At 71.3% G+C, this 25,962-nt stretch carries 16 protein-coding genes and 1 pseudogene; 3 read left to right on the plus strand and 14 right to left on the minus strand.

What is annotated here, in order from left to right; all coding sequences use genetic code 11:
• Positions 1-14: 14 nt before the first annotated feature.
• The 4 genes and pseudogenes from H9L41_RS25660 to H9L41_RS08325 all read right to left on the minus strand — a co-directional run.
• A pseudogene (locus H9L41_RS25660) lies at positions 15-784 on the minus strand (2-isopropylmalate synthase); the annotation flags it as partial.
• A 614-nt stretch (positions 785-1,398) separates the two neighbouring features.
• Positions 1,399-2,715: an NAD(P)/FAD-dependent oxidoreductase gene (locus H9L41_RS08315; RefSeq protein ID WP_028446531.1), complete on the minus strand. Its 1,317-nt coding sequence runs from the start codon at positions 2,713-2,715 to the stop codon at positions 1,399-1,401.
• Positions 2,712-3,125 (minus strand): GFA family protein, encoded by a 414-nt coding sequence (locus tag H9L41_RS08320; protein ID WP_028446532.1) that lies wholly within the window; start codon positions 3,123-3,125, stop codon positions 2,712-2,714. The genes H9L41_RS08315 and H9L41_RS08320 overlap by 4 nt, the downstream gene beginning before the upstream one ends.
• Positions 3,126-3,353: 228 nt before the next feature.
• Positions 3,354-3,929, minus strand: coding sequence for an aminodeoxychorismate/anthranilate synthase component II (locus H9L41_RS08325; RefSeq protein ID WP_028446533.1), 576 nt, complete (start codon positions 3,927-3,929; stop codon positions 3,354-3,356).
• 374 nt (positions 3,930-4,303) lie between these two features.
• Here H9L41_RS08325 and H9L41_RS08330 point away from each other — a divergent pair, with 374 nt between their 5' ends.
• Together H9L41_RS08330 and H9L41_RS08335 are read left to right on the plus strand one after the other, a co-directional pair.
• Entirely contained in the window at positions 4,304-4,735 is a 432-nt protein-coding gene (locus H9L41_RS08330) for a DUF1801 domain-containing protein (protein ID WP_028446534.1), read from the plus strand.
• 374 nt (positions 4,736-5,109) lie between these two features.
• Positions 5,110-9,513, plus strand: a complete 4,404-nt coding sequence (locus H9L41_RS08335) for a CHASE domain-containing protein (protein ID WP_051319073.1) — start codon at positions 5,110-5,112, stop codon at positions 9,511-9,513.
• Positions 9,514-9,842: 329 nt separating this feature from the next.
• Here H9L41_RS08335 and H9L41_RS08340 read toward each other — a convergent pair whose 3' ends face one another.
• Both H9L41_RS08340 and H9L41_RS08345 read right to left on the minus strand, forming a co-directional pair.
• On the minus strand, positions 9,843-10,934 hold the full coding sequence (locus H9L41_RS08340) for an NAD(P)/FAD-dependent oxidoreductase (RefSeq protein ID WP_034607103.1): 1,092 nt from the start codon (positions 10,932-10,934) through the stop codon (positions 9,843-9,845).
• The gene (locus tag H9L41_RS08345) at positions 10,931-12,820 is read right to left on the minus strand and encodes a LodA/GoxA family CTQ-dependent oxidase (RefSeq protein ID WP_051319074.1); all 1,890 of its coding nucleotides are present in this window, start codon (positions 12,818-12,820) and stop codon (positions 10,931-10,933) included. Before H9L41_RS08345 ends, H9L41_RS08340 begins: the two co-directional genes overlap by 4 nt.
• A gap of 279 nt (positions 12,821-13,099) precedes the next feature.
• Here H9L41_RS08345 and H9L41_RS08350 point away from each other — a divergent pair, with 279 nt between their 5' ends.
• Positions 13,100-13,789: an META domain-containing protein gene (locus H9L41_RS08350; RefSeq protein WP_169730190.1), complete on the plus strand. Its 690-nt coding sequence runs from the start codon at positions 13,100-13,102 to the stop codon at positions 13,787-13,789.
• Positions 13,790-13,971: 182 nt separating this feature from the next.
• Here the strand turns inward: H9L41_RS08350 and trpE are convergent, their stop codons facing one another.
• The 8 genes from trpE to H9L41_RS08380 form a co-directional block, all read right to left on the minus strand.
• Entirely contained in the window at positions 13,972-15,438 is a 1,467-nt protein-coding gene (trpE, locus tag H9L41_RS08355) for an anthranilate synthase component I (protein WP_308417325.1), read from the minus strand.
• 92 nt (positions 15,439-15,530) lie between these two features.
• On the minus strand, positions 15,531-16,229 hold the full coding sequence (locus H9L41_RS08360) for a phosphoglycolate phosphatase (protein WP_028446537.1): 699 nt from the start codon (positions 16,227-16,229) through the stop codon (positions 15,531-15,533).
• Between the two features lie 122 nt (positions 16,230-16,351).
• Positions 16,352-17,836, minus strand: a complete 1,485-nt coding sequence (locus H9L41_RS24470; RefSeq protein WP_265584027.1) for a putative bifunctional diguanylate cyclase/phosphodiesterase — start codon at positions 17,834-17,836, stop codon at positions 16,352-16,354.
• Positions 17,836-20,817 (minus strand): response regulator, encoded by a 2,982-nt coding sequence (locus tag H9L41_RS08365; RefSeq protein ID WP_265583967.1) that lies wholly within the window; start codon positions 20,815-20,817, stop codon positions 17,836-17,838. The genes H9L41_RS24470 and H9L41_RS08365 overlap by 1 nt, the downstream gene beginning before the upstream one ends.
• A gap of 298 nt (positions 20,818-21,115) precedes the next feature.
• Positions 21,116-22,258, minus strand: a complete 1,143-nt coding sequence (locus H9L41_RS08370) for an ABC transporter substrate-binding protein (protein WP_187523756.1) — start codon at positions 22,256-22,258, stop codon at positions 21,116-21,118.
• Between the two features lie 443 nt (positions 22,259-22,701).
• Positions 22,702-22,827, minus strand: coding sequence for a hypothetical protein (locus H9L41_RS24475; protein WP_265583968.1), 126 nt, complete (start codon positions 22,825-22,827; stop codon positions 22,702-22,704).
• A 236-nt stretch (positions 22,828-23,063) separates the two neighbouring features.
• Positions 23,064-23,840: an SDR family oxidoreductase gene (locus H9L41_RS08375; RefSeq protein WP_028446540.1), complete on the minus strand. Its 777-nt coding sequence runs from the start codon at positions 23,838-23,840 to the stop codon at positions 23,064-23,066.
• 10 nt (positions 23,841-23,850) lie between these two features.
• Positions 23,851-25,926 (minus strand): TonB-dependent receptor plug domain-containing protein, encoded by a 2,076-nt coding sequence (locus H9L41_RS08380; RefSeq protein WP_051319076.1) that lies wholly within the window; start codon positions 25,924-25,926, stop codon positions 23,851-23,853.
• Positions 25,927-25,962: the final 36 nt, after the last annotated feature.

Here is a 25,962-nt window from a genome sequence, read left to right on the forward strand (position 1 = left end):
GTGCGGGCGACCGCGTTGATGTCGGAGAAGTCGAGGCCCGGGTCGACGCCCTGGGTGTAGAGATTGAGCGCCAGCGTGACCAGGTCGACGTTGCCGGTGCGCTCGCCGTTGCCGAACAGGCAGCCCTCGACGCGGTCGGCGCCGGCCAGCACCGCCAATTCGGCGGCCGCCACCGCGGTGCCGCGGTCGTTGTGCGGATGCACGCTCAGGACCACGCTGTCGCGGCGGTCGAGCCGGCGGTGCAGCCATTCGACCTGGTCGGCGTAGACATTGGGCGTGGCGGCCTCGACGGTGGCCGGCAGGTTGACGATGACCGGCGCCGCCGGCGTCGGCTCCCAGGCGGCGATCACCGCGTTGCAGACCTCGAGCGCGAACTCGGGCTCGGTCTGGCTGAAGGTCTCGGGGCTGTATTCGAGCACCCATTCGGTGGCCGGCTGCTCGGCCGCCAGCTGCCTGACCAGCGTGACGGCCTCGACCGCCATGCGCTTCACCTCGTCGCGGCTGAGGCCGAACACCTGCTCGCGCCAGGGCCGGGCGGTGGCGTTGTAGACGTGGACGATGGCGCGGCGCGCGCCGCGCAGCGATTCCATGGTGCGGCGGATCAGGTGCTCGCGTGCCTGGGTGAGCACGCCGATGGTGACGTCGGCCGGGATCAGGCGTTCTTCGATCAACTGGCGGACGAAATCGAAATCGGTCTGCGAGGCCGAGGGAAGGCGACTTCGATTTCCTTGAGGCCGATCCGGACCAGGGTCTGGAACATCGCCAGCTTGCGCTCGGCGTTCATCGGCTCGAACAGGGCCTGGTTGCCGTCGCGCAGATCGGTGCTGAGCCAGACCGGGGCGCGCTCGATGACCTTGGACGGCCAGGCGCGATCGGGCAGGGCGGGGCGGGGAAGGGGCGGTACTTGGTATGCGGCTGCTTCAACATGATGGACCTCGAGATCGTCGTGCGGCGGGGCGTGGGGGCGACGGACGCAGGGCTGCCGGGCTGTCGCGGGTTCGCGGCCGGGCAACCGGTCGGCAGTCGTAGCGAGGTGGATAGCAGGCGGTTCATGGTGCGGCTCCGGTGAGCGATGGATGTGGCGAGGCGCGCGGACCCCTCACGGGGCAGCGATCTCGAGACTGGGTACAGGGGGAAAATCAGGTGCGCGAAGCGCGCGTCGGCAGACCCAGGCCCGAGGAAAGGGCTAGGGGTAGTAGAACCAGCAGGAGGCGGGTCGGCCGGGAGGACATGGGCTCAACCGTAACGGCTGCGGCGGCGATCGGTCAAGCGCGATTTTCCGCGATGCGGTGGCCGGGGTAGGCGCGGCTTTAGCCGCGAATCGCCGAGCGTTCACCGCCGTTCGCGGCTGAAGCGGCTCCTACAGGGGCGTGCGGTCGCCGAAGCGCGGTCGTGCGCTCAATCGCGGTACCAGGCCGCGTCGACCGCATCGCGCAACTGGTACCAGGCCATGCCGAGCGTGACCGCGGCACGGGCGAAACCGGGCAGCCGGGTCGGCAGGCGGTATTGCGGCAGTGCGGCGAACAGGTCGAAGCGGCGTGGCTGGCCCGTCATCGCCTCGGCCGCCAGCAGGCCGGCCAGGCCGGTCAGCGCCAGGCCGTGGCCGCAGAAGCCCTGGGCGAAGTAGACGCCGTCGGCCAGGCGGCCGAAGTGAGGCAGCTTGTGCGGCGTGACGTCGACCTGGCCGCCCCAGGCATAGTCGATGCGCTGGTCTTCGAGCTGCGGGAACACCGCCAGCATGCGGCGGCGGGTGTCGTCGGCCCGGTCGCGCGCGGTGCCGCTGGCGCGGCCGCCGAACAGCAGGCGCCCGTCGGCGCCGAGGCGGAAATAGTTGAGCACGCGGTTGCAGTCGGCCACCGCGGCGCCGCTGGGCAGCAGGCCGGCGGCCAGCCCGGCGTCGAGCGGCCCGGTGGCGACGATGAAGCTGTCGACCGGCAGGAAGCGGCGCGCCAGCCCCGGCGCGACGGCGCTCGCGGAGCCGGCCGCGGCGGTGTTCACCGCGATCAGCAACTGGCGGCAACGCACGCTGCCGCCGGCGGTGCGCACGCGCCAGCCGCCGGCTTCGGCCTGCCAGCCCGTGGCGGCGCTGCGCTCGAACAGCCGCGCGCCGGCCTGCTCGGCGGCGCGGGCCAGGCCGAGCGTGTAGGCCAGCGGGTCGAGGTGCACTTCGTTCGGATCGAACAGGCCGCCGACGTAGGTCTCGCTGCGCACGTGGGCGGACAGCGCGTCGCGGTCGAGCAGGCGGAAATCGCGGTAGCCGTACTGCGCGGCCGCCGCATCGCGCCAGGCGGCGAGATCGGCCATCTGGCCGGCGTGGGTGGCGGCGTAGACGTAGCCGTTGGCGGCCAGGTCGCAGTCGATCGCGTGGTGGGCGATGCGTTGCTTGAGCAGCGCCAGCGCCTCGCAGGACATCGCCCAGATCTGCTGCGCCGCGGCCAGGCCCACGGCGCGCTCGACCACGTCCATGCCGGCGGCGAGGCCCTGCAGCGCCTGGCCGCCGTTGCGGCCGGAGGCGCCGTCGCCGATGCGGCCGGCCTCGAGCGCCACCGCGTCCACGCCGCGCCCGGCCAGTTCCAGCGCCGCCGACAGCCCGGTGAGCCCGCCGCCGATGACGGCGACCTCGGCCTCGATGTCGCCGTCGAGCGCCGGCCGCGGCGGCGCGGCGGGCCGGCGGCTGGCGTACCAGGACGGATCGGCGCTGCGCGGCGCGGTCATGGCAGCGCCTGGCCGTCGGCGCCGTAGCGCGGCAGGCCGTCGCCGCAGTCCGCCCAGTCGACGTGGCTGTCGTAGAACACGTGGGCGCCCGGCGCCATCACCGTGCCTTCACGCAGGCTGGCGCGCGCGATGTGCATCTCGTCGGCCCAGCGCCGGCCATGGAACAGCAGCGGCGTCCCGCAGCGGCCGCAGAAGCCGCGGCGCGCTTCGGCCGAGGAATCGAACCATTGCAGCGCCTGCTCGCCCTCGACCAGCTCGAATGCTTCTAGCGGCACGCCGAACCAGGTGACGAAGGCGGCCGAGTGGACCTGGCGGCACATCGTGCAATGGCAATGCGCGCACCACTTGGGCGCGGCGGCGACGCGGTATTTCACCGCGCCGCAGAAGCATTGGCCTTGGATGTCGCTCATGCGGGACGCTCCGGTCGAGTGGTCTTCACATTTGGCCGTCAGGGTTGCGCCCGATCGGGCGCGGCGAGACCCCCTCCGGTCCACCCCATGAAGTCTTCGACTTCATGGGGGCCCCGGGGCGGCGAGGGCGGGAGAGTCGGAATCAATCAGGATGTGCCGATGGTTGCGCACGCATCGACCTTGAGCCCCCCGCGCGCAAGCGCCCGGGTTGCGCCGGGCGTCGAGGCCTCAGCCAGGCGCATGCGCCTTGAGGAAGTTGTCGAGCATCTTGTGGCCGTGCTCGGTCAGGATCGCCTCGGGATGGAACTGCACGCCCTCGATCGGCAGCGTCTTGTGGCGCACGCCCATGATCTCGCCGTCGTCGGTCCAGGCGGTGATCTCGAGGCAGTCGGGGCAGCTCTCGCGCTCGATCACCAGCGAGTGGTAGCGGGTGGCGGTGAACGGCGAGGGCAGCTCGGCGAACACGCCGGCGTCGGTATGGCTGACCGGCGAGGTTTTGCCGTGCATCAGCTGCTTGGCGTGGACGATCTTCCCGCCGAAGGCCTGGCCGATGCTCTGGTGGCCCAGGCAGACGCCGAGGATCGGGATCTCGCCGGCGAAGCGCTCGATCGCGGCGACCGAGATGCCGGCCTCGCTCGGCGTGCAGGGGCCGGGCGAGACCACCAGGTATTGCGGCCGCTTGGCGGCGATCTCGTCGAGCGTGATCTCGTCGTTGCGATACACCTCGACCTCCTGGCCCAGCTCGCCGAAGTACTGGACGAGGTTGTAGGTGAAGGAGTCGTAGTTGTCGATCATGAGCAACATTTGAGTTCTAACCTGTTGATTTCGAATGTCTGTTCGTCCAGTCCGCGCGCTGGCGCATGCACGCGGCTATACGCATTTGCGACGGCACGCGATGTCGCCAGCGGCGCACACTCGGCGGATCCGCCGGGGCCTTGCGGCAAGAACCCGCCCGGCCGCGGAGCGCGTCGGCGCCGCTTCCAGGGCGACCCGCTGTCGGGGCGACCCGCAATTGGGTCGACCGGTGCCATGGCCGGAGTATACGCGGCCGCCATGCTCTCCGAGCTGTGCCGATGCCGTGCCTGCTTGTCGCCCGCGGCCGGTGGAACCTAAGCTTTCCCGATGGGCCGATGGCGGCATCGGCACCCTGGATGGTTCACCGATCGGAGGACGACGCGATGGCGGAGATCAAGACCCAACCCACCGATGCGAGCGTCGAGGCCTACATCGCCGCGCGGGCGAGCGAAGCGCAGGCTGCGGATTGCCGGGCCCTGATGGCGATCCTCGGGCGGCTCACCGGGCAGGCACCGAAGATGTGGGGACCGAGCATCGTGGGCTACGGTTCGTACCGCTACACCTACGCGAGCGGTCATTCGGGCGAGATGTGCATCGCCGCCTTCGCGATCCGTGGGCGGGACCTCGTGGTCTACCTCAGCTGCGAGGACGCGGCGCAGGCGGCGCTGCTCGCCAGGCTGGGCAAGCACAGGATGGGCAAATCGTGCCTGTACTTCAAGAAGCTCGCCGATCTCGATGTCGCGGTGCTCGAGCAACTGATCTCGGCGTCGATCGAGGCGACGAGGCAGCGCCACGGCGGGCAGGACGGCGGCTGAGCCGCGCCCGCGCGAAGGCGGGCCGGATCGTTGCCCGGCCCGGCGCTGCTGCGCGGCCGGCTCCGAGCAGGCGCGCCAGGCGCCGGCAGGCCGCTTTCGTACGAACCCCGGCCCCGGCAGGCCAAGGCATGCCGACGGGAAAGCAAGGTCCGGGACGAAGCGCGCCGCGCAATCGAAACGGCCCGGCCGCGGCCGCCCGTGGCCGATATATCGCGCCCGGGACGGCCGACCCGGCCTGATCCGCCTGTCATCTCGCCTATGATTCGGCCTGTGGGGCCGGCGGCCACGCTCGGGCGGCGGTGCCGCCGAGCGTGGCGGAACCTCGGCCCGCCGGGCTCCTCTCCTATTCATTTCCCGCCATGGAAACAGGCCGAATGACGCCTCCGTCATCAGCAAAGCACACGCCGCCCGCCGGCGCCTGGGCGCGCCTGCCGGCCGGCGCGCGCCACGCGATCGTGCTGGCAGGCCTGACGCTGTGCTATTTCGCCGCCGCGCGGCTCGGCCTCCACCTGGCCTTCGCCGCCACCAACGTGTCGCCGGTCTGGCCGCCGTCGGGCATCGCGGTGGCCATGCTGTGCATCCGCGGCCGCTCGGCCTGGCCGGCGGTGCTGCTCGGCGCCTTCGCCGCCAACCTGCTGGGCTTCCTCGACTCGGGCCGGGCGGCCGACGGGGCGACCTGGGCGATGTCGGCCGGCATCGCGCTCGGCAATACCGGCGAGGCGCTGTGCGCCGCCTGGCTGATCCGCCGTTTCAACGGCGCCGGGCCGGCCTTCGTCACGCCGGCCCAGGTGTTCCGCTTCGCCATCGCCGCGCTGCCGGCCTGCGCGGTCAGCGCGGCGGTCGGCGCCGCCTGCCTGCTGCTGGGCGGCCAGGCGCCGGCCAGCGCCGCCCTGGCCATCCTGGAGACCTGGTGGCTCGGCGACGTCGCCGGCATTTTGGTGGTCGCACCGCTGCTGCTGGTCTGGCGGACCCGGCCGCCGGCCGGCATCTCGCTGCGCTGGGCCGTCGAGTGGCTGGGCCTGCTGGCCGTGCTGGCGGCGCTGGCGGCGCTGGTGTTCGGCGGCAGCTTCGCCGGCCAGCGCATCGACCGGCTGCTGGCCTTCCTGTTCACGCCGTGGATCGGCCTGGTCGCCTACCGCCACGGCCAGCACGGCGTCACGCTGGCGGTGCTGCTGCTCGCCGCGCTGGCGGTGACGGCGACCGTGGGCGGCCACGGCCCGCTGGCCGGCGGGCAGATCAACGACGCGCTGGTGCTGCTCGACAGCTTCATCGTGCTGTGGAGCGTCAGCGGCCTGGCGCTGGCCGCCGACCTGAGCGAGCGGCGCATGCTGATCGACGCCAACCTGCCGGCGCGCGACGTGTTCATCCCGTGGCTGATCCTGCTGTTGTCGATTGGCCTGTCGATCCTGGCCTGGTACGCGGTCGGCCGGACCACCGAGGACGAGGCGCGCAAGCGCTTCCTGGTGCAGTCCGAGCAGTTGCGCGTCGCGCTCGAGGAGCGGATCGCCGACTATGTGCAGATCCTGCGCAGCGCCGCCGCGCTGTTCGATGCCTCCGACCGGGTCAGCCGCGCCGAATGGCACGCCTACGTCGACCGGCTGGCGGTGCAGACCAACCTGCCCGGCGTGCAGGGCATCGGCTATGCCGAGCACGTGGCGGCCGCCGATCTGGACGGCTTCGAGGCGCGGACCGGGCAGGACGGCATGCCCGGCTTCCGCATCCGGCCGGCCGGGCCGCGGCCGGAGTACGTGCCGGTCACCTTCATCGAGCCGCTGGACGAGCGGAACCGGCGCGCGCTCGGTTTCGACATGTATTCCGAAGCGGTCCGCCGGGAGGCCATCGAGCGCACGCGCGACAGCGGACTGCCGACCATGACCGCCAAGGTCCGCCTGATGCAGGAGACCCAGCGCTCGGTCCAGCCCGGTTTCCTGATCTACGTCCCGGTCTACCGCAAGGGCATGCCGGCCGGCACGGTGGCGGAGCGGCGGGCGGCCATCGCCGGCTACAGCTACGGCCCGTTCCGCATGTACGACCTGATGGACGCGGCGCTGGGCGGGCGCTTCGGCAATCTCGAGCTGACGCTGTACGACGCGCCGCGCGGCCGGCCGGACGGCCGGCTGTACGACAGCCGGGCGCGGCCGGGCGAGTCGCCGCAGCCGCAGCCCGCGCCGCTGTTCCAGGTGCGCCGGCCGATCTCGATGCTCGGCCATGCCTGGGTGGCGGATTTCCGCAGCAGCCCGGCCTTCGAGCGCGCCATCGACCGGCAGAAGGCGCAGATCGTGCTGGCGATGGGCATCGTCATCAGCCTGCTGGCCTTCGCCTTCGTCCGCACCCTGATGCTGACCCGCTTCAAGGCCCAGGCGCTGGCGGTGGCGATGACCGAGGCGCTGCGCGAATCGGAGGACCGCTTCGCCGCGCTGGCCCGCACCGCCGGCGAAGGCATCGTCATCGTCGACGCGGAGGCGGTGGTGGTGCTGTGCAATCCGCGCGCCGCCCATTTCTTCGGCCGGCCGCAGCAGGAGACGGTCGGCTGCCGGCTCGACGCGCTGCTGCCGGCGCCGTGGTGGCGGCAGATCGAGGCGGCCATGCGCCAGCTCGCCCGCAGCGGGCACGAGGAGGCGGCGCGCATCGACCTGGCCGAGGCCGGCGCGCAGGACGAAGCCGCGCTGGAGCTGGCGGTGTTCCTGTCGTCGTGGCGGCGCGGCGCGCTGCGCTACTACGGGCTGATCCTGCACGACGTGAGCGCCGAGAAGCGGACCGAGCGCGAGCAGGCGCGCGCGCGGCTGACGGCGGAGGCCAGCAGCCGGGCCAAGAGCGACTTCCTGGCCAATATGAGCCACGAGATCCGTACTCCGCTCAATGCCGTGCTCGGCATGAGCCAGCTGCTCGGCGCCACCCGGCTCGACCCGGGCCAGCGCGACTACCTGCGCATGATCGACGTGTCCGGCCGCGCCTTGCTGAGCATCCTCAACGACATCCTCGACATCTCCAAGATCGAGGCCGGCCGGCTGGAGATCGTGCCGGAGGCGTTCGAGCTGGCGGAGGTGGTCGACGCGGCGGCGACCATCATGTCGGCCGGCATGGCCGAGAAGGAGCTCGACGTGGTGATCCACCTCGAGCCCGAGGTGCCCGACCGGCTGATCGGCGACCGGCTGCGGCTCAAGCAGGTGCTGATCAACCTGACCGGCAACGCGCTCAAGTTCACCGCGGCCGGGACGGTGGCGGTGCGGATCGCGCTGGTCGCGCGCCGGCCGGACGCGGCGAGGCTGCGCTTCGAGGTCAGCGACACCGGCATCGGCATCGCGCCGGAGCAGCTGCCGCGGCTGTTCGAGCCGTTCGCCCAGGGCGACAGCTCGACCACCCGCCGCTTCGGCGGCACCGGGCTGGGCCTGGTCATCTGCCGCCGGCTGGTCGCGCTGATGGGCGGCGAGATCGGCGTGGACAGCCGGCTGGGCCAAGGCACCACCTTCCGCTTCGAACTGGACTTCGCCCTGCCGCCGGCCGCGGCCGAGCCCGCGCAGGCCGAGGCGCTGCGGCTGCTGCTGGTCGACGACCATGCGGCCGAGCGCGCGGCGCTGATCGATGCCGGCCGGGCGCTGGGTTGGCAGGTCGAGCCGGTGGCGCTGGCGGCATTGCCGGCCGCCCTGGCCGCGGCGCCGGCCTGCCAGGCGCTGCTGCTGGACTGGCAGACGGTCCGGCGCGGCCGCCTGCGGCTGGCCGACGCGCTGGGCGCGGGGCAGGCGGCGGGCGCGCCCGCCGTGGTGGTGCTGGCGGCGGCGCACCGGCGCGGCGAAGTGCTGCATGCCGAGGCCGGCGAGCGGGTCGACGCCATCCTGGCCAAACCGGCCACGCGCGAGACCCTGCTCAATGCCGTGCAGCAGGCGCGCGGCCGCGGCGCGGCGCCGGCCGCGCAGCAGCCATACGCCGGCGTGCTGCACGGCGTCCGCCTGCTGCTGGTCGAGGACAACGAACTCAACCGCACGGTGGCGCAGGGCCTGTTGCGCGGCACCGGCGCCGGCATCGAGATCGCGGAGAACGGCGCGGAGGCGGTGAGCCGCCTGCGCGAGCGGGCCGGCGATTACGACCTGGTGCTGATGGACGTGCAGATGCCGGTCATGGACGGCTGCACCGCGACCCGCATCATCCGCGGCGAGCTGAGCCTGGCGCTGCCGATCGTGGCGATGACCGCCGGCGTCACCGCCGACGAGCAGCGCCAGTGCTTCGACAGCGGCATGGACGCCATCGTCGCCAAGCCGATCGAACGGCCGCTGCTGATCGATGCCGTGTGCGCGCTGCTGCGCCGGCCGCGACCCGCGACGCCGGATGCGGCCGCACCGGCCGGAAACCCGGCGGACGCCGCCGGGCTGCTGGAGGAGTCGGAAGGGCAAGGGCTGGACGCATCGGCGCAGTCGGCCGAGGCGGCCGGCTTCGGCCTCGACGACCTGGCGCAGCAGATCGGCCACGACGCGGAGCTGCTGGAGACGCTGATGGATGGCTTCATCGCCCAGGTCCGCAGCACGCCCGGCGACGTCCGCAGCGCGCTGGAAGGCGGCGCACGGGCCGACGCGGTGCGCGTCGTGCATACGCTCAAGGGCCTGGCCGGCAGCTTCGAGGCGAGCCGGCTGGTGGAGCTGGCCGCCGCGGTGGAACGGACGCTCAGGGATGCCGCCGCCGATGCCGAGCCGGCGTTGGCGGCGCTGGAGCAGGAGATCGCGCGCCTGCTGCCGCGGCTGGAGCAGCGCCTGGCCGAGATGAAGGCGGCACGCCGGCCGGGCTGAGCCGGATGCCGTTCAGTTCAGGCATGGGGTCGAATCCCTCGCCCTGGAGCGCGCGACATACGCGATCCCAAACGGGTTTAGCAGCTACTGCGCGGTGGTAGGTCGGGTTTCATACCCGACCTACAACTGCATTCCGGCTCGCTGGCATGGCCCTGTGCAGGGGGCTTCGCGCGCGCGCGGGAGAAGGCCGATCGGCGGCGCCTCTGGGCGTCGAAAGGATCGCTCCCCATCGGGAAGGCCTGGCGGCTTTCCCCGGCAGGCCTTGGCGTCTTACATGGTTTCGCGGTTCGAATTCCGCCGGCGCGAACGCTTGCCCAGGCGGCATCGGGCTAAGCCGGTTGCCGCCGGCGCCAGAACGTCGCCGTCGGCCAGCGCCGCTCCTCGCCGTACCAGGCGTCCAGGTGGCGCCGGTAGGCGGCGCCGATCGCATCGAGCGCGCGCTGGTAGTCGGCGACCGCCGCCGCGTCGCCGTTCAGGCTGCCGTCGGCCGCCTCGGCGGCGGCGAGGCCGGTATAGAGCGCATTGAACAGGCCCTGCGACGACAGCGGGTCGAAGCTCAGCGCCGCGTCGCCGACGGCGAACCAGCCGGGGCCGGCGGCCGGGCTGGTCCGGGCCGAATGCGCAGCGGCCAGCTCGGCCGGCATGGCGGCGGCGAAGCCGGTGCGGTGCAGCAGCGCGCCGAGCTCGGGCAGCCGGGCGGCGGCGTCGACCAGCCAGCCCGGCTCGCGCAGCCGCCGCGCCGCGGCCAGGTCGGCGTCGGTGTGGAAGGCCAGCACGCGCTGGCGGTCGGGCAGGGCGGCGCTGTACCACCAGCCGTGTTCGGCCGCCTCGATGCGCGACAGGCCGTTGTCGGCCTCGCCGCGGTCGTGGCCGTACAGCCAGCCGCACACCAGCCGGTCGCCGGGCTGGCGCCGCGCGCCGAGCTTGCGCGCCAGCGTGGCCGCCCGGCCGCCGGCGTCGATCAGCACCCGCGCATGCACCTGGCGCGGGCCGGCCGGCGTGCGCAGCGTCACCCGCCAGCCGCTGTCCTCGGCGGCGACGGCGGCCGCGCTGGCCGGCGCCAGCAGCGCGGCGCCGCGCTCGACCGCCTGCTGCCGCAGCCACAGCTCGAAGCGCGCGCGGTCCAGGTGCCAGCCGTGGCCGTCGGGATCGCGCAGGAAATCCTGCTCGGCCGCGAGGCCGCCCCAGACCGAGCGGTTGCCGTGGCAGGGCCGGTGACCCTGGCGCAGGAAGTCGTCCCACAGCCCCATGTCGGCCAGCAGCCGGCGCGCGGCCGGCGGCAGCGATTCGCCGATGCGGCGCGGCGGCGCCGGCTGGCGGTCCAGCAGCAGCACCCGGCGGAACGGCGCCAGGTTCAGCGCCGCGCAGGCGCCGGCCGGCCCCGCGCCCTGGATCAGGACGTCGGCCTCGAGCGCACTCAACGGTCGTGCCGCCGCGCCAGGTGGCGCGCCTTTTCGGTGGCGGAGAGGTCGATGTCCTCGAACTCCTCCGGCACCGTCGCCGCCGCCGCGGGCAGCAGGCCCTTTTCGGCGGCGTGCGCGGGCGGCGGCAACTGCTCCACCTCGAGCGCCGGCGGGAAGCCCAGCCCGTCGCGCGGCCCTTCGCGCACCTCGACGATACCCATCTGGGCGATGTCGGCGATCAGGTTGTTGATCTGCGCCTGGTAGCTGGCGTTGCCCAGCGGCCGCAGCCAGGACGCGCGGCGGGCGAAGGCGCGCAGCCGGTCCTCGGCCGGCAGGCTCTCGTCCATCACCGTCTCGTAGGCCTGCTGGCTCATCACCTGGTTGGGCACCCGGGCCGGCCAGAAGGTCGGCACATAGGGGTCGTAGGCCTTCTGGTAGCCCGAGCGGCAGCTGGCGGTGTCGGTCTGCCACGGCACCGCCATCCAGCGCGTGACGCCGCCGGCGATCTGCGGGCCGCAGGGGCCGCCGATGTTGTCGGGCGTCAGCACGCCGCCGTAGTTCGGCTCGATCCAGCCCGGCGGCCGGTGCGCCAGCCGGAACGGCGCCATGTACATGGTGGCCTGGCGCATCGGCCAGGTCATCTCGCAGCCGGGGTGGAAGGCGTCGGCCAGGCAGAACTCCATGGCCGCCTGGACCAGCGTGGCCGGCTGGTCCTGCAGCGGCACGTCCTCGATGCGCTGCGGCGGCAGCGCGGCCGGATCGTAGTCGGCGTCGAATTCGCCGGCCGCCCACTGGCGCAGGTAGCGCAGCTGCAGGTCGCTCAGCGCCACGTTCTGGCGCGGCGTGTCGGCCGGCGGGATGCTCATCGCGTCGCCGTACAGCCAGGGCCACGGCGACGGCGCCCAGGCATCGCGCTCGAACTGGCGGAACTGGTTGAACAGCGTCAGCCGCCATTCGCGCTGGATGTCGGACGGGTCGGCCAGCCGGGCCATCCACACGGGCTGGCTGAACGGCGTGCTGCCGCCCCAGCCGAAGGCCGCGGCGAAGCCGGCGTTGACCCACTGCAGCCGCGACAGCCGCTCGAAGATCGGCCGGATGTCGCGCTGGAACGAGGGCCGCGCCGGCACCTCGAGCTGGCCTTCGGCCACGAACAGGTCGCGCATCAGGTCCCACATGGTGCGCACCGATTTCTGCTGCGGCGCGTAGTTGGGCGGCGCCACCACCACCCAGGCCGGGTCGACCGGGATCTCCTGGCCGAGGTAGCGCACCGTGGCGGTGACCGGGCCGTCGGCGACGTCGTCGTGCCAGCCCTCGTTGTTGGCGAAGGTGATCGCCTCGGCGCCGTTCCACGAGGCCGACTTGCCGTGGCCGCCGAGCACCAGCAGCCGGCCGGCCTCGTCGGTGCGCAATTCGCCCAGGTAGACCGGGGTGCCGAGGAAGCGGCCGTCGTCGAAGGCCGGCCCGAGCTGGTCGCGGCCGGCGATCTGGCGCAGGTCGGGCGTGATGGCGAGCGTGGCGCGGTCGGCCACCGCCATGTTGCGCAGGAAGGACGGCGGCGCGGTGGCGGCCTCGGGGATGTCGAGCGCGATCTGGAACTGGTACCAGGCAGCCTTGGTGTTGGCCAGCTCGACGCTCCAGCGCAGTTCGGCGTTGTCGGCGTTGAGCTCGGCTACCACCTCGCCGGCGGCGTTGTAGCCGTAGACGCGGAAGCGCGCCGCCTCGCGCTTGATCGCACCGTGCTCGTCGCGGTAGAAACCGGGCGGCTGCGGCGCCGGTTCCGGCACTTCGGGCGCCAGGTACCAGGCGTCCGGGCTGTTGCCGACGCGGGCGATGCCGATGGCGGGATAGATGGCGGCCTTGACGATGACGGTATCGACCGGCGCGACCGATGAGCTGGCTGACATATGCTTCCTCCTCAATTGGACTTGTGAAGGCCTGGCGATGTGCGGCGCCGGCCCGTTCGCTAAGGGTAGGAAGCGGGGCCCGCCGGCGCTGGCCGAAATCGCTCCGCGGCCATGCCGTTCGTCGCCGTTCGCGTTCGCTTGCAGGCGCGGCGAACTGGCGGCGTCCGGGCGCGTCCACCTTATTGCGCGCGCGGTTTCGGCGCGCGTTCACGCCGGCGTCGACACGCTGCGTGTTTTTTCGCTTTTCGCCTTCGAGGCGGCCACGTTGGGGAGAAAGAAATGAGAAGACTGGGCTTGTCGACCGCATTGCTGCTGCTGGCCGGTTGTGCCGCCACGCCGCCGGGACCGGTCACCTCCGCGCCCGCCACGCCGGCCGAGACGCCGCAAACGGCCACGCCGCAGCCCGGCCAGCGGCTGAGCGGCACGCGCTGGGTCTGGTTCGAGACCGTCAGCGGCGGCAGCCGGCTGGCGGCGCCCAAGAGCGGCATGTACCTGCTCGATTTCGGCGCCAACGGCTTCATCCGGGTGACCGCCGACTGCAACCGCGGCAGCGCGCGCTACAAGTACGACAGCGGCAAGCTCGAGGTGAGTCCGGCGGCGCTGACCCGCATGGCCTGCCCGCCGGGCGGCCAGGGCGCCCGCTTCGCCGCCGACCTCGACCGCGCCGAATCGGCCCGGCTCGACGGCGGCATGCTGGCGCTGGGCCTGCCCGGCGGCGGCGCGATGCGGCTGGCGCCGCTGAAGTCCAGCCGCTACGAGTGCGACGGCGGCCTGCGCTTCGGCCTGGTCGACCTGCCGGGCGACGACGCCGCGGTCGAATTCGACAGCCGCTATTTCCGCGCCGCGCGCGTGCAGTCGGCTTCGGGCGTGGCCTACGAGGGCGCCGGGGTGCGCTTCGCGAGCAAGGGCGACGAAGCCCAGCTCGACCTGGGCGAACAGGCGCTGCGCGGCTGCAAGGTGAAGCGCTAGCCGGTGAGAGTGGGCATGTATTGCCCCCTACCGCTGGCTGGCCGGTTCTGAATAGGTTTGGGAGAGGGGATTGCGGCGTCGTTTCACCGCCGAGGACGCCGAGGGAAGCCGGAACTGATGGCGATTTGCCTCCGCGTCCTCGGCGTCCTCCGCGGTAAAGCTTTGCTGCGGTCCGGTTGCGGTCAGCTATCGAGTCCGCGCTGCGCCAGCTCGGCCGCGCGCAGCACGGCGCGCGCCTTGTTCTGGGTTTCCTGCCATTCCGACTGCGGCACCGAGTCGGCCACGATGCCGGCGCCGGCCTGCACGTACAGCGTCTTGTCGCGGATCACCGCGGTGCGCAGCGCGATCGCCACGTCCATGTCGCCGTTGAAGCCGAGGTAGCCGACCGCGCCCGAGTAGATGCCGCGCTTGGTCGGTTCGAGCTCGTCGATGATCTGCATCGCCCGCACCTTGGGCGCGCCCGAGACGGTGCCGGCCGGGAAGGTGGCGCGCAGGATGTCGAGGTTGCTGACGCCGCCGCGCAGCTTGGCCTCGACGCTCGAGACGATGTGCATCACGTGCGAGTAGCGCTCGACCACGCGGTTGTCGGTGACCTTGACCGAGCCGATCTGGGCGACCCGGCCGATGTCGTTGCGGCCCAGGTCCATCAGCATCACGTGCTCGGCGATCTCCTTCGGGTCGGCCAGCAGTTCTTCCTCCAGCGCCAGGTCTTCGTCGCGCGTCTTGCCGCGCGGCCGGGTGCCGGCGATCGGCCGCACGGTCACCGTGCCGCCCTCGTGGCGCACCAGGATCTCGGGCGAGGCGCCGACGATGTGGGTATCGCCGAGCTGGTAATAGAACATGTAGGGCGAGGGGTTGAGCGAGCGCAGCGCGCGGTACAGCGTCAGCGGCGGCTGTTCGAAACGCATGCTCATGCGCTGGCTCAGCACCACCTGCATGATGTCGCCGTCGAGGATGTACTGCTTGGCCTTGTCGACCGCGGCCTTGAAGTTGGCTTCGCCGAATTCGGACTTGGCGGTGGTCAGCGGCGTCGGCTCGGTGCGCGGCAGCCGGGCCGGCTCGCGCAGCTGCATGCGCAGCTCGTGCAGCCGGCTGTGGGCGCGGGCGAAGGCGTGCGGCTCGCTCGGATCGGCGTAGACCACCAGGTAGAGCTTGCCGCTGAGGTTGTCGAAGATGGCGATCTCTTCGCTCAGGAGGAGCTGGATGTCGGGCGCGCCGATCGGGTCGGGCTTGTCGCAGGCCGCCAATTTCTTCTCGATCAGCCGGATGGTGTCGTAGCCGAAGTAGCCGACCAGGCCGCCGGCGAAGCGCGGCAGGTCGGGCAGCGTCGGCACCTTGAAGCGGCTTTCGTATTCGGCGATGAAGGCCAGCGGATCGCCCTCGTGCTGCTCGACCACCTGGCCGTTGCTGGTCACCTCGGTGCGGTTGCCGCGCACGGTGAGCACGGTGCGGGCCGGCAGGCCGATGAAGCTGTAGCGGCCGAAGCGTTCGCCGCCGACCACCGATTCGAGCAGGTAGGAGTAGGGCGCGTCGGCCAGCCGCAGATAGACCGCCAGCGGCGTGTAGAGGTCGGCGAGACCTTGCTGGACGACGGGGATGCGGTTGTAGCCTTGACGCGCAAGGGCGTCGAATTCGAGTTCGGTCATGATGCGACTCTCAAGAGCGAGGGTTGAAGATAAGACGGACGAAGGACGCGGTCAGCGCCATCGCCAGGTCAGCCCGGTGTGCTCTTTGGAAGTCGTCATGTCGAGGGGGAATGTAGCTGGATTACTTGGATGGAGCCGGCATTCTTCACGAATTCGACGGCCTCGACAAGGCTGTCGAGATGGCCTGCGCAAGCCAGTTCCGCGATGTCTTCGTAGCCGTAGCGCAGGAGCAGGCAGGGCGAGCCGGCGGCGTCCGCGGCGTCGCGGTCGAAATGCGAATCGCCGATCATCAGCAGCTCGGCGGGGGCGATGCCGAAGCGTTCGCAGGCGTGCAGCAGCGGCTGCGGGTGCGGTTTCTTCTCGGCCAGGCTGTCGCCGCCGAGCACCAGTTCGAAATGGCCGGCCAGGCCGGTCCGTTCCAGCAGCGGCACGGTGAAGCGGACCGGCTTGTTGGTGATGACCGCGAGCTTCAGCCCCATGCGCCCGAAGGCCTCCAATCCTTCGATCACGCCCGGATAGGGCCGGCTGGCGACCACCAGCAGCCGGTCGTAATGGCGGCAGAAGGCCTCGATGCCGGCTGCGTGCAGCTCGGGATGGGCGCGGCCGTCGCGGTCGTCGGTCAGCGCGCGATGCACCAGTTGCTGCATGCCGCCGCCGACGAAGCTCTCCAGCCGCGCCTGCTGCAGCGGCGGCAGGTCGAAGTCGCCGCGCATGGCGTTGGCGGCGGCGGCGAGGTCGGCGATGGTGTCGAGCAGGGTGCCGTCGAGATCGAGGGCGATGGCGCGGATGGGCATGGCGGGGGAGGGGAACGAAAATCGTGTTTTACCGCAGAGGACGCCGAGGAGGCGGAGGAAAAATGCCTCCGTGTCGATTTACCTCCGCGTCCTCGGCATCCTCTGCGGTGAAAGGGGCTGGATCAACGCGCCTGTGACTGCGACGGCGCATCGATCCGCTCCGCCCGCGGCAGATACCGCGTCAGCATGCGCTGCTCGAAGCTCGCCGCCGGCAGCGGTTCGGCCAGGTAGTAGCCCTGCATGTAGCTGCAGCCGAGCTGGCTCAGGAAGTCGCGCTGGGCCGGCGTCTCGACGCCCTCGGCCACCACCTCGAGCCGCAGGCTGTGCGCCAGCGCCACGATGCCGCTGACGATGGCGGCGTCGTCCGGGTCGTTGATGACGTCGCGGATGAAGGAGTAGTCGATCTTCAGCACGTCGACCGGGAAGCGCTTGAGATAGCTCAGCGAGGAATAGCCGGTGCCGAAGTCGTCGATCGCCAGGTTGACGCCGAGCGCCTTGAGCTGGTGCAGCGCCGACACCGCGTCGTGGGCATGCTCCATCAGCACGCTCTCGGTGATCTCCAGCGTCAAGAGCGGGCCGGGCAGGCCGGTCTCGGCCAGTACCCGGCCGACCAGCTCGACGAAATCGGACTGGCCGAGCTGCACGCCCGACAGGTTGACCGCCACCTGCAGGTCCGGCCCGCCGGCGTTGCGCCAGGCCGCGGCCTGGGCACAGGCAGTGCGCAGCACCCATTCGCCGATCGGCACGATCAGGCCGGTCTCCTCGGCGATCGGGATGAACTCGGCCGGCGACACCATGCCGCGCACCGGGTGCTTCCAGCGCAGCAACGCCTCCATGCCGACCAGCTTGCCGCTGACCGTCTCGGCCTCGGGCTGGTAATAGACCATCAGCTCGTCGCGCTCGAGCGCGCGCCGCAAGGCGCTTTCCAGCCGCAGGTGCTCGGACACGCTGGCATCCATGCCGACCTCGTAGAACTGGAAGCCGGCATTGGCGCGCTTGGCGCGGTACATCGCGGTGTCGGCGTGGCGCAGGAGCGTGCTGGCGTTGTTGCCGTCGACCGGGAACAGCGAGATGCCGATGCTGGTGGAGATGAAGATGTCGTGGCCGTCGATCTCGAACGGGGTGGCCAGCGCGCGCTCGATCTTCTGCGCGACGTTGGCGGCGGCCGACGGATCGGGCAGCTCGTCGAGCAGCACGGTGAACTCGTCGCCGCCGAGCCGCGCCACGCAGTCGCTGCTGCGCACGCAGTGGCGCACGCGCTGCGCCACCAGCTTGAGCAGGCGGTCGCCGATCTCGTGGCCCAGCGTGTCGTTGACGAACTTGAAGCGGTCGAGGTCGAGGAACAGCAGCGCCAGCGCATGATCGTGCTGCTCGGCGCGTTCGATCGCCTGCTTGAGCTGCTCGGAGAATTGCGCCCGGTTGGGCAGGTCGGTGATGGTGTCGTGGTAGGCCAGGTGGCGCACGTGGCGCGCGGTGCGGGTCGCCTCGATCACCCGGCGCACGCGCCGCTGCACCACCGCGAGGTGGATCGGCTTGGTGATGTAGTCGCTGGCGCCGACGGCGAAGGCGCGCTCGATCGAGCCGTTGTCGTCGAGCGCGGTGATCATCAGCACCGGGATGTCGCGATGCTCGGGATCTCCTGCAGCCGCGCGCAGGCGCTGAAGCCGTCGAGCACCGGCATCAGGCCGTCCATCAGGATCACGTCGGGCCGCACCGTCGCCAGCGAGGCCAGCGCCTGCTCGCCGTCGGCCGCCTCGGCCACCTGGAAGCCGCCGCGCTCGAGCGCGTGGCGCAGCGCCGAGCGGGTGCTGCGGTCGTCGTCGACCACCAGTACCAGGCCGCCGTCGCCGTTGGCCTCGCAGGCCTCGCCGCCGTGGGTCTTCAGCTCGTCCAGCAGCGCCTGCTTGACCAGCGCGTACTCGGCGTGGAGCTGGCTCAGCAGCGATTGGGCATGGCCGGTCTGGCCGACCTCGGCCAGCGTCTCGATCTCGCGCGCGAGGTTCGCCACCAGGCCGGCGCCGAGGTTGCCGCTGGCGCCCTTGACCGCATGCGCAGCCTGGCGCAGCCGGGCGGCGTCGTGGCCGGCGGCGGCCTGCTCGAGCGTTTCGAGGTAGACCGGCATGTCCTCGAGATAGGGCTGGATCGCCAGCGCGATGCTGTCGCCGAGCGCCTCGCGCAGCTTGGCGAACACCGCCTGGTCGAGCGGCTCGCTGCCGTTGCCGGCGGTGGCTGCGACGGCGGCTTCCTCGTCGCGATGCGCGATCGGCAGCCGCGCCCAGCGCTCGATCTTGCTGCCCAGGCTGCCCAGCGTCAGCGGCTTGGCCAGGTGGTCGTCCATGCCGGCCGCCAGGCATTTCTCGACATCGGCCTGCTGGATGTTGGCGGTCATCGCCACGATCGGCACCCGGCCGCCGCTCTCCGTCTCGATCGCGCGGATCGCCGCGGTGGCCTGGTAGCCGTCCATGTGCGGCATGTTGCAGTCCATCAGCACCAGGTCGAAGGCCTGGCGCTTGAAGGCGCGCAGCGCCTCGTGGCCGTCGGCCACCAGTTCGGCCTGGCAGCCGAGCATGGCCAGCATGCTCTCGGCGATCGCCTGGTTGGTGCGGTTGTCCTCGGCCACCAGGATGCGGCAGCGGCTGGCGCCGGCCGGCTCGGCGCTGCGCGCCGGCGCCTGCTGCTGGTCGAGCTCGGCGATGCATTCGAGCAACTTCTCCAGCCGCAGCGGCTTGCTCAGCACCGCGTCGGCGACTTCGCCCGGCGGGCTGCCGGCGCCGAAGCGGTTCATCGCGATCAACCGGGTGCCCTCGAGCGCCGGCGTGGCGCGGATGCGGCCCGGCAGATTACCGCCGGCGGCGCTGGCGAACAGCGTGTCGAAGATCACCAGCTCGCACGGCGTGCCGGCCGCGGCCGCGTCGGCCAGCGTGCGCAGCGCGTCGTCGGCGTCCTGCGCCGACAGGCAGCGGAAGCCCCAGGCCGCCAGCGACTGTTCGAGGAAATGGCGCACCACCGCGCTCTCGTCGACCAGCAGCACGCCGCGGCCCTGCCAGCCCGGCTGCAGCGCCGGTATGGCGCACGGTTCGCTGGCCGGCGCCAGCGGCAGTTCGAACCAGAAGCGGCTGCCTTCGCCCGGCACGCTGTCGACGCCGATCCGGCCGCCCATCAGCGCCACCAGTTGCTTGCAAATCGCCAAGCCCAGGCCCGAGCCGCCGAAGCGGCGGGTGGTCGAGGTATCGGCCTGCGAGAACGATTCGAAGATGCGCGCCTGCGCTTCCGGCGCGATGCCGATGCCGCTGTCGACCACCTCGAGCTGCAGCCGGCAGCCGCCGTCGGCGCCGGCCTCGGCGTCGCCGTTGACCACGATCTCGCCGCGCTCGGTGAACTTGATCGCATTGCCGACCAGATTGGTCAGCACCTGGCGGATGCGGCCGGGGTCGCCGCGCAGCCGCGCCGGCACCGCGGGCGCCAGCAGGTAACCGAGTTCGAGGCCCTTCTGGTGGGCCTGCGGCGCCAGCATGCCGATCACGTCCTCGATCAGGTCGGCCGGGCTGAAATCGGTGTGCTCGAGTTCGAGCCGGCCCGCTTCGAGCCGCGAGAAGTCGAGGATGTTGTTGACCAGGTCCAGCAGGTACTGGGCCGAATCCCAGGCCAGCTCGACGAAATGGCGCTGCTTGGCCGGCAGCTGGGTGGCCATCAGGATGTCGAGCGTGCCGATCACGCCATTGAGCGGCGTGCGCACCTCGTGGCTGACGGTGGCGGCGAACTCGGCCTTGAGCCGGGCGAAGCGCACCGCCTCGTCGCGCGCCTCGCGCAGCTCCTGCTCGCGCGCCTCCAGCACCGCGATCATGCTGTTGAAGGCCTGCGCCATGTCGGCGATGTCGCGCGGGCCGTCGGTGCCGGCGCGCACGTCGAGCTCGCCGCGCTCGGCCTCGGCCATGCGCTCGGCCAGTTGCGCCAGCGGCCGGGTCAGCCGGCGGGTGAGCAGGCGGATCAGGAACAGCAGCGCGAAGGCGGCCAGGAAGGCGGTACCGAAGTTGACCACGAACACCTCGGCCATCATGCGCTGCAGCGTGGCCTTGCTCTGCACCACCCGCACGTAGCCGATGCGCTCGCTGCGCGGCTCGTCGACGGCGAACGGCGAGGCGTCGGCCTCCTTGCCCAGCACCGGCGCGACGAAGCGCCAGTCGGCGTCGGTCTCGGCCTCGAGCCGCGCTGCCGCGATGGTCGCCGCCTTGACGGGCGCGGCGGCGTCGTCGGCCGCCGGCGCCTCCTTCTTGTCGCGGGCCAGCAGCATGCGGCCGTCGGCGTGGTGCAGTTCGACCCGGATCACGTCGGGGAAGGCCAGCGTGCCGCGCACCGCGTTGTCGGCGTTCTCGGCCGAGTCGTACAGCAGCGCCAGCTTGCTTTGCCGCGCCAGGCTGTCGGCCACGCGCTGGCCCTGGGCCAGCAGCACCTGGCGGATCTGCCGGCTGCCCTGCCAGGAGCTGGCCAGCGAGGCGAGCAGGGCCAGCAGCAGCACGCCGGCGGTGACGGCCACGGTGAGCTGGCGGCGGAAGGAGGCTTCGTGCAGGAAGCGGTCGAGCAGCTTCATCTAGCGCCTGTTAATAATGCAAGCATGGGTTTGAGGGTAATCGAGCGAAGCGAGGCTCCCTCTGCTCCACCCCGCAAAGTCTCCGACTTTGCGGGGGCGCCAGCGGGGACCCCGGGGCGGCGAGGGCGGGGGAGTGGGAATGAACAGGCCGAGCCGGAATCGGAGCACGCTCCAGCCGTGAGCGCCCGGCTGAGCGGAGTTGCCGCCCGGATTCCGCGCTCGCAACTCCGGCCTTCCCCTTGCGGGGATTGCCGGGTGTTGCTCTATCGTTCGGGTGCCCACGATCCATTTCAAGCTCTCAAGGCTCGGGGAACACTAAGTCGAATCGCTGCGACGCGCCGATGTTGAGGCCGAGATGGCCGGCGGTGCGCAGGTTGACCGCGATCAGGACGTCCTTCAGCGGCACCATGCCGCCGTCGGCGTCGGCATTGCTGGCCAGCCGGCCGAGCGCCGAGCTGGCCAGGTTGCGGCCGAGTTCCAGGTTGTTGGGGTAGAGCGAGAACAGGATGCCGCGCTTGACGTGGCCCAGGCTCGACGAGAACACCGCGATGTTGCGGTTCCAGGCTTCCTGCAGCACCAGCGGCAGCACTGCGGATTCCTCCACCGTGGTGCTGTCCTGCGGCAGCCACAGCGCGTCGCTGCGCGGGTCGAGGCCGGCCAGCAGCGCCTGGTACTGCTGCATCGCGGCGCGCAGGTCCTGCGCCTCGCGCGGCACCAGCTCCAGTCCCTGGCTGCGGGCGGCGGCGCGCGCCAGCTGCAGCAGCCAGGCGTTCTGGCGCGGGTCGTACACCACGTAGACGCGCCGCACCTGCGGCACCAGCACCTTGAGCCGCGCGAACAGCAATTCCGGATCGGGCGCCAGGCTGTACACCGCCATGCCGCGCATTTCGCTCTCGGGCACGGTGAGCACGCCGCCGGCGACGATCGCGACGCTGCCGCGCTCGAGCGAGGAGGCGGCCTTGAGGCCGTTGCGGCCGAGCGCGATCACCACCCGCACGTTCTGCCGCCTGAGTTCGCCGGCCAGCTCTTCGGGCCGGGTGCCGCCGCCGATCGGGTAGCTGGCGACGCGGACCTTGGCCTTGTCCTCGATGCCTTCGATGATCTTGGAGAACACGCTGCGATAGGGCTCGCCGATATCGGGATAGAGCACCGCGATATTGCCGCCGGTGTAGGCGGCCAGCTTGATGAAGCCGCCCTGCTGCGGCGCCGCGGCGGCGGCCACGGCCAGGGAGCCGGACGGCGGATCGTTCAGGGCGACGCGGAACACGGCGATGTCGGGATGGGTGCGGATGCCGTCGAGCACCTGCTGGAAGGCGTTGGGCGCGTATTCGTCGGCGCGGTCGTACAGGATGGCCAGGGTGGGCCGCCCGGCCAGGCGCCCGGCGGCCTGGCCGGCAGGCCGGCCAGCAGCGCGATCGCGCAGAGGCAGGCCGCGAGGCATCCGAGCCCGTTGTGCCGCCCGCCCGGCTGCCGGCGGGAAAGAAGGGTTTGAAACACGCTGCCAGTGGTCCTGGATTATTCGTTTGTCTGTCTTGCCGCCGTTCGCGACGCGCCATGGCGCTGCGCTCGCGTCCTCCCTGGTCGCCGCGCCGCGCGGCTGCCAGCCTCGAATATAGGATGCTTCCGGGCCGCGCGAAATAGCGGCCTTCGCCCAGGTGGGTAACGCCGGCCGATCCGGCGCCGGGCGCCGCCTGAAGCCGCGTCGGCGCCGATCGCACCGATCGCGCCCCTGGATCTCGGAGCGGGACGCCGATTCACCGCTTGCGGCCGGTTTTTTGCTGTGGGATGAGGCTGAACGCCGCGTGCAATCGGCTGCGGGCGTCGACGCCGGACTGCGGTTCGCTCGGCCTTGACGCATAGGGTAGCTTTTCAATCCGCCAACCCTCATCCGGCCTTGCGGGCCACCTTCTCCCGCGCGCGGGAGAAGGGATCGCCGCCCAAAGACCCGTTATCGGTAATGTCGAGCGTCAGCAGTTCCCATGGACGAAGCGCTGATGCACCGGCATCCATGCGGTTATCCGCCTAGATGGTTCAAGCACCGGCACGGTAATAGCCATCAACTTCAGCGCATTTGTTGTCACGAACGAGCGTCAGCGAGGCTCCCTCGCGGCGGCGAGGGCGGGGGAGTCGGGGTGAATCAGGGATGATCCGCTGCCCGAGCATTCACGGTCCGCAAACGCCCGGCTTTGCCGGGCGCGGGTGCTGCAGGCCGATTCGACATCCATAGCCAGATCGAACCCCAAGGATCACAGCAGGCTCATCCCCCCGTCGACCACGATCTCCTCGCCGACCACATAGGCCGCAGCGTCCGAGGCCAGGAACAGCGCCACCTTCGCCACTTCGTCGGGCGTGCCGAAGCGCTTGATCGGCGACTTGCGGCTGATCTCGGCGCGGATGCCGGGCTCCATCTCGCCGGGCAGGCCGAAGCGGCCGTAGATCGGAGTGTCGATCGGCCCCGGGCAGATCGCGTTGATGCGGATGCCGCGCGCGATCAGTTCCAGGCCCAGCGACTGCACCAGCGAGCGCTGGGCCGCCTTGCAGGCGCCGTAGATGCTGAAGTTGGGCGAACCCATGCGGTTGGTGATCGAGGTGGTGACGATGATCGAGCCGCCTTCGCCCATGTGCGGCAGCGCCTTCTGCACGGTGAAGAACACGCCCTTGAGATTGATCGACACCATGGCGTCGAACTGCGCCTCGCTGACCGCCTCGACCGGCGCCGCCTGGGCGATGCCGGCGTTGACGAACAGCACGTCGATGCGGCCGAAGGCGCCGGCCACCTCGGCGATCAGGCCGTCGATGGCGCCGAGGTCGGCGGCATCGCTCCGCAGCGCCAGCACCTTGCAGCGGCCGGCCTGCACCGGCTCAAGCGCCTCCAGCGTGGCGCGCGCCTCCGCTAGCGTGACCGGGTCGCGGCCGCTGATGGCGACGTCGGCGCCGGCCTCGATGAAGCGCCGGGCGGTGGCGAGGCCGATGCCGCTGTTGCCGCCGGTGATCAGCGCCTTCTTGCCTACGAGGTCGTGCATGTCTTCTCCTTTAAAACTGGTAACGGGCTTGCAGCAGCCAGGAACGGCCGGCGAGCGGGATGTCCTGCGGCAGGTCGGTGCCCGGCGCGAAGCTCGGTTCGCGCGCATCGGCGTCGAACAGGTTGCGCGCGGTCAGCGAGACCTCCCACTGGCTCGAGGCCAGGCCGCGCCGCAGCGTGGCGTCGACGGTGTGGTAGTCGGGCACCGGTTCGGTGCGCACGTCGGCCGCCTCGCGGTGGCGGCCGGCCACCCAGTTGAACTGGCCGCTGAGCGACCATTCGCTGTCGAAGCGCCAGTCGGCGCGCGCATAGGCGTGGTTGTGCGGTGCGATGCCGGCGTCGCGGCCGTCGGTGTCGTCGACCGAGCGCTGGTGGGCGAAGTTGGCCGACAACCGCACCGCCCGGCTCGGCTCCCAGGCGGCTTCGAGCTCGAAGCCGCGGCCGCTGGCGCCGCCGGTGTTCTCGGCCATGTTGCCGACCGCCACCGGCACGTAGCGCAGGATGTCGCTGCGCTGGTAGCGGAACACGTTGAGGCCGAACTGCAGATTGGTCTGCGGCTGCCAGTTCAGCACGAATTCGCCGGTCGAGATCTTCTCGGGCTTGGCGTTCGGATTCCCCTGGGTGACCGGGTTGTTGATGATGTACTGCTCGACGAAGGACGGCGCGCGGAAGGCCTGGCCGTACAGGAGCTTGGCGGTGACGTTGTAGGCGGCCTCCCACACCAGCGCCAGCCGCGGATTGGTGGTGTTGCCGAAGTCCGAGTAGCGGTCGTGGCGGATGCCGGCGGTCAGCGTCCAGTCCTTGGCCATGCTCCACTCGTCCTGCAGGTAGACGTAGTCGAGCCGCCGCACGTGCGGCTTGAGGTAGACCTTGTCGGTGCCGCTGACGTCGACCACGCCGCCGGTCGGGACCGGGACGCCGCCGACGAATTCGAAGTTCTTGCTCTCGGCGGTCTTGTAGATCTCGGTGCGCTCGACGCCGACGCCGAAACGCAGCCGGTGATCCTGCCAGCCCGAGTAGACCGCGGTGCCGGACAGCGCATGGCGGCGTTCCCACTTGGACGGATTGCCGATGAAGCCGTCCGGATAGGCGCCGCCGAAGGCGCCGTTCGGATAGACCTTGAGCCGCGATACCGCGCTGCGGCCGTAATAGTCGGCCTGGGTCGACAGCTCCCAGTCGGCCAGCCGGGTCTGGTAGCCGAGGTTGGCCAGCGTGGTGCGGGTATCGGTGCTGCCGTCCGGATCGAGCGCCGCGCCGATGCCGGCGCCGCTGCCGATGTCGTCGCGGCGCAGGTGGGCGGTGCGCAGGCGCCAGCCGTTCCAGGCCAGCTCCAGGTGGGCGTCGAGCGCGCGGAAGTCGCGGTTCACCGGCCCCGGCGCATGCGAGGCATGGCTGCCGAACAGGCCATCGAGGAAGGTCTGGCCGTCGGCCTCGACGCGCGCGTCGGAGCCGTCGGTGCGCTCGACGTTGAGGTAGGCCGCCACGTCGACGTCGCCCCACTTGCCGCCGTGCTGGAACCAGCCGGCGCGGCTGCCGAACGAGCCGAGCCGGGTGCCGACGTGGTTGCCGTCGATCTGCTTGGCGTCCTTGGTGATGATGTTGATCACGCCCGAATAGGCGTCGGCGCCGTACAGCGCCGAGCCGGGGCCGCGGATCACCTCGATGCGGGCGACGTGCTCCAGCGGCATGCCTTGCCAGAAGTCGCCGCGGTTGCCGACGAAGGGGCTGGTCATCGGCTGGCCGTTCAGCAGCATCAGTACCTCCGGGTTCCGCTTGGAGATGATGCCGCGCACGATGTAGAGCGCTTCGTAGGAGAGCTCGTTTCGGCCGACGTGCATGCCGGGCACGGTTTCGAGCACGTCGTCGAGATTGGCGAAGCCGCCGCTGGCGATCTCCTCGGCGGTGATCACGGTGGCGACCGCCGGCGCGCGCGACACGGCGATGTTCGAGCCGGTGGCGATCGAGACGAAGGACTTGTCGCCGTAGACCAGCTCGAGGTCTTCCTCCTCGCCGCTGGCGGCCAGCGCCCAGCTGCCGCCGAGCAGGAACAGCAGGACGGGCAGGCGCTTGAGGGTTGTCCTGGGCATGGTGGACCTCATGGCTATGGATTCCGCGGGCTGGGG

The sequence above is a fragment of the Chitinimonas koreensis genome, assembly GCF_014353015.1.
GTDB classification, from domain to species: domain Bacteria; phylum Pseudomonadota; class Gammaproteobacteria; order Burkholderiales; family Chitinimonadaceae; genus Chitinimonas; species Chitinimonas koreensis.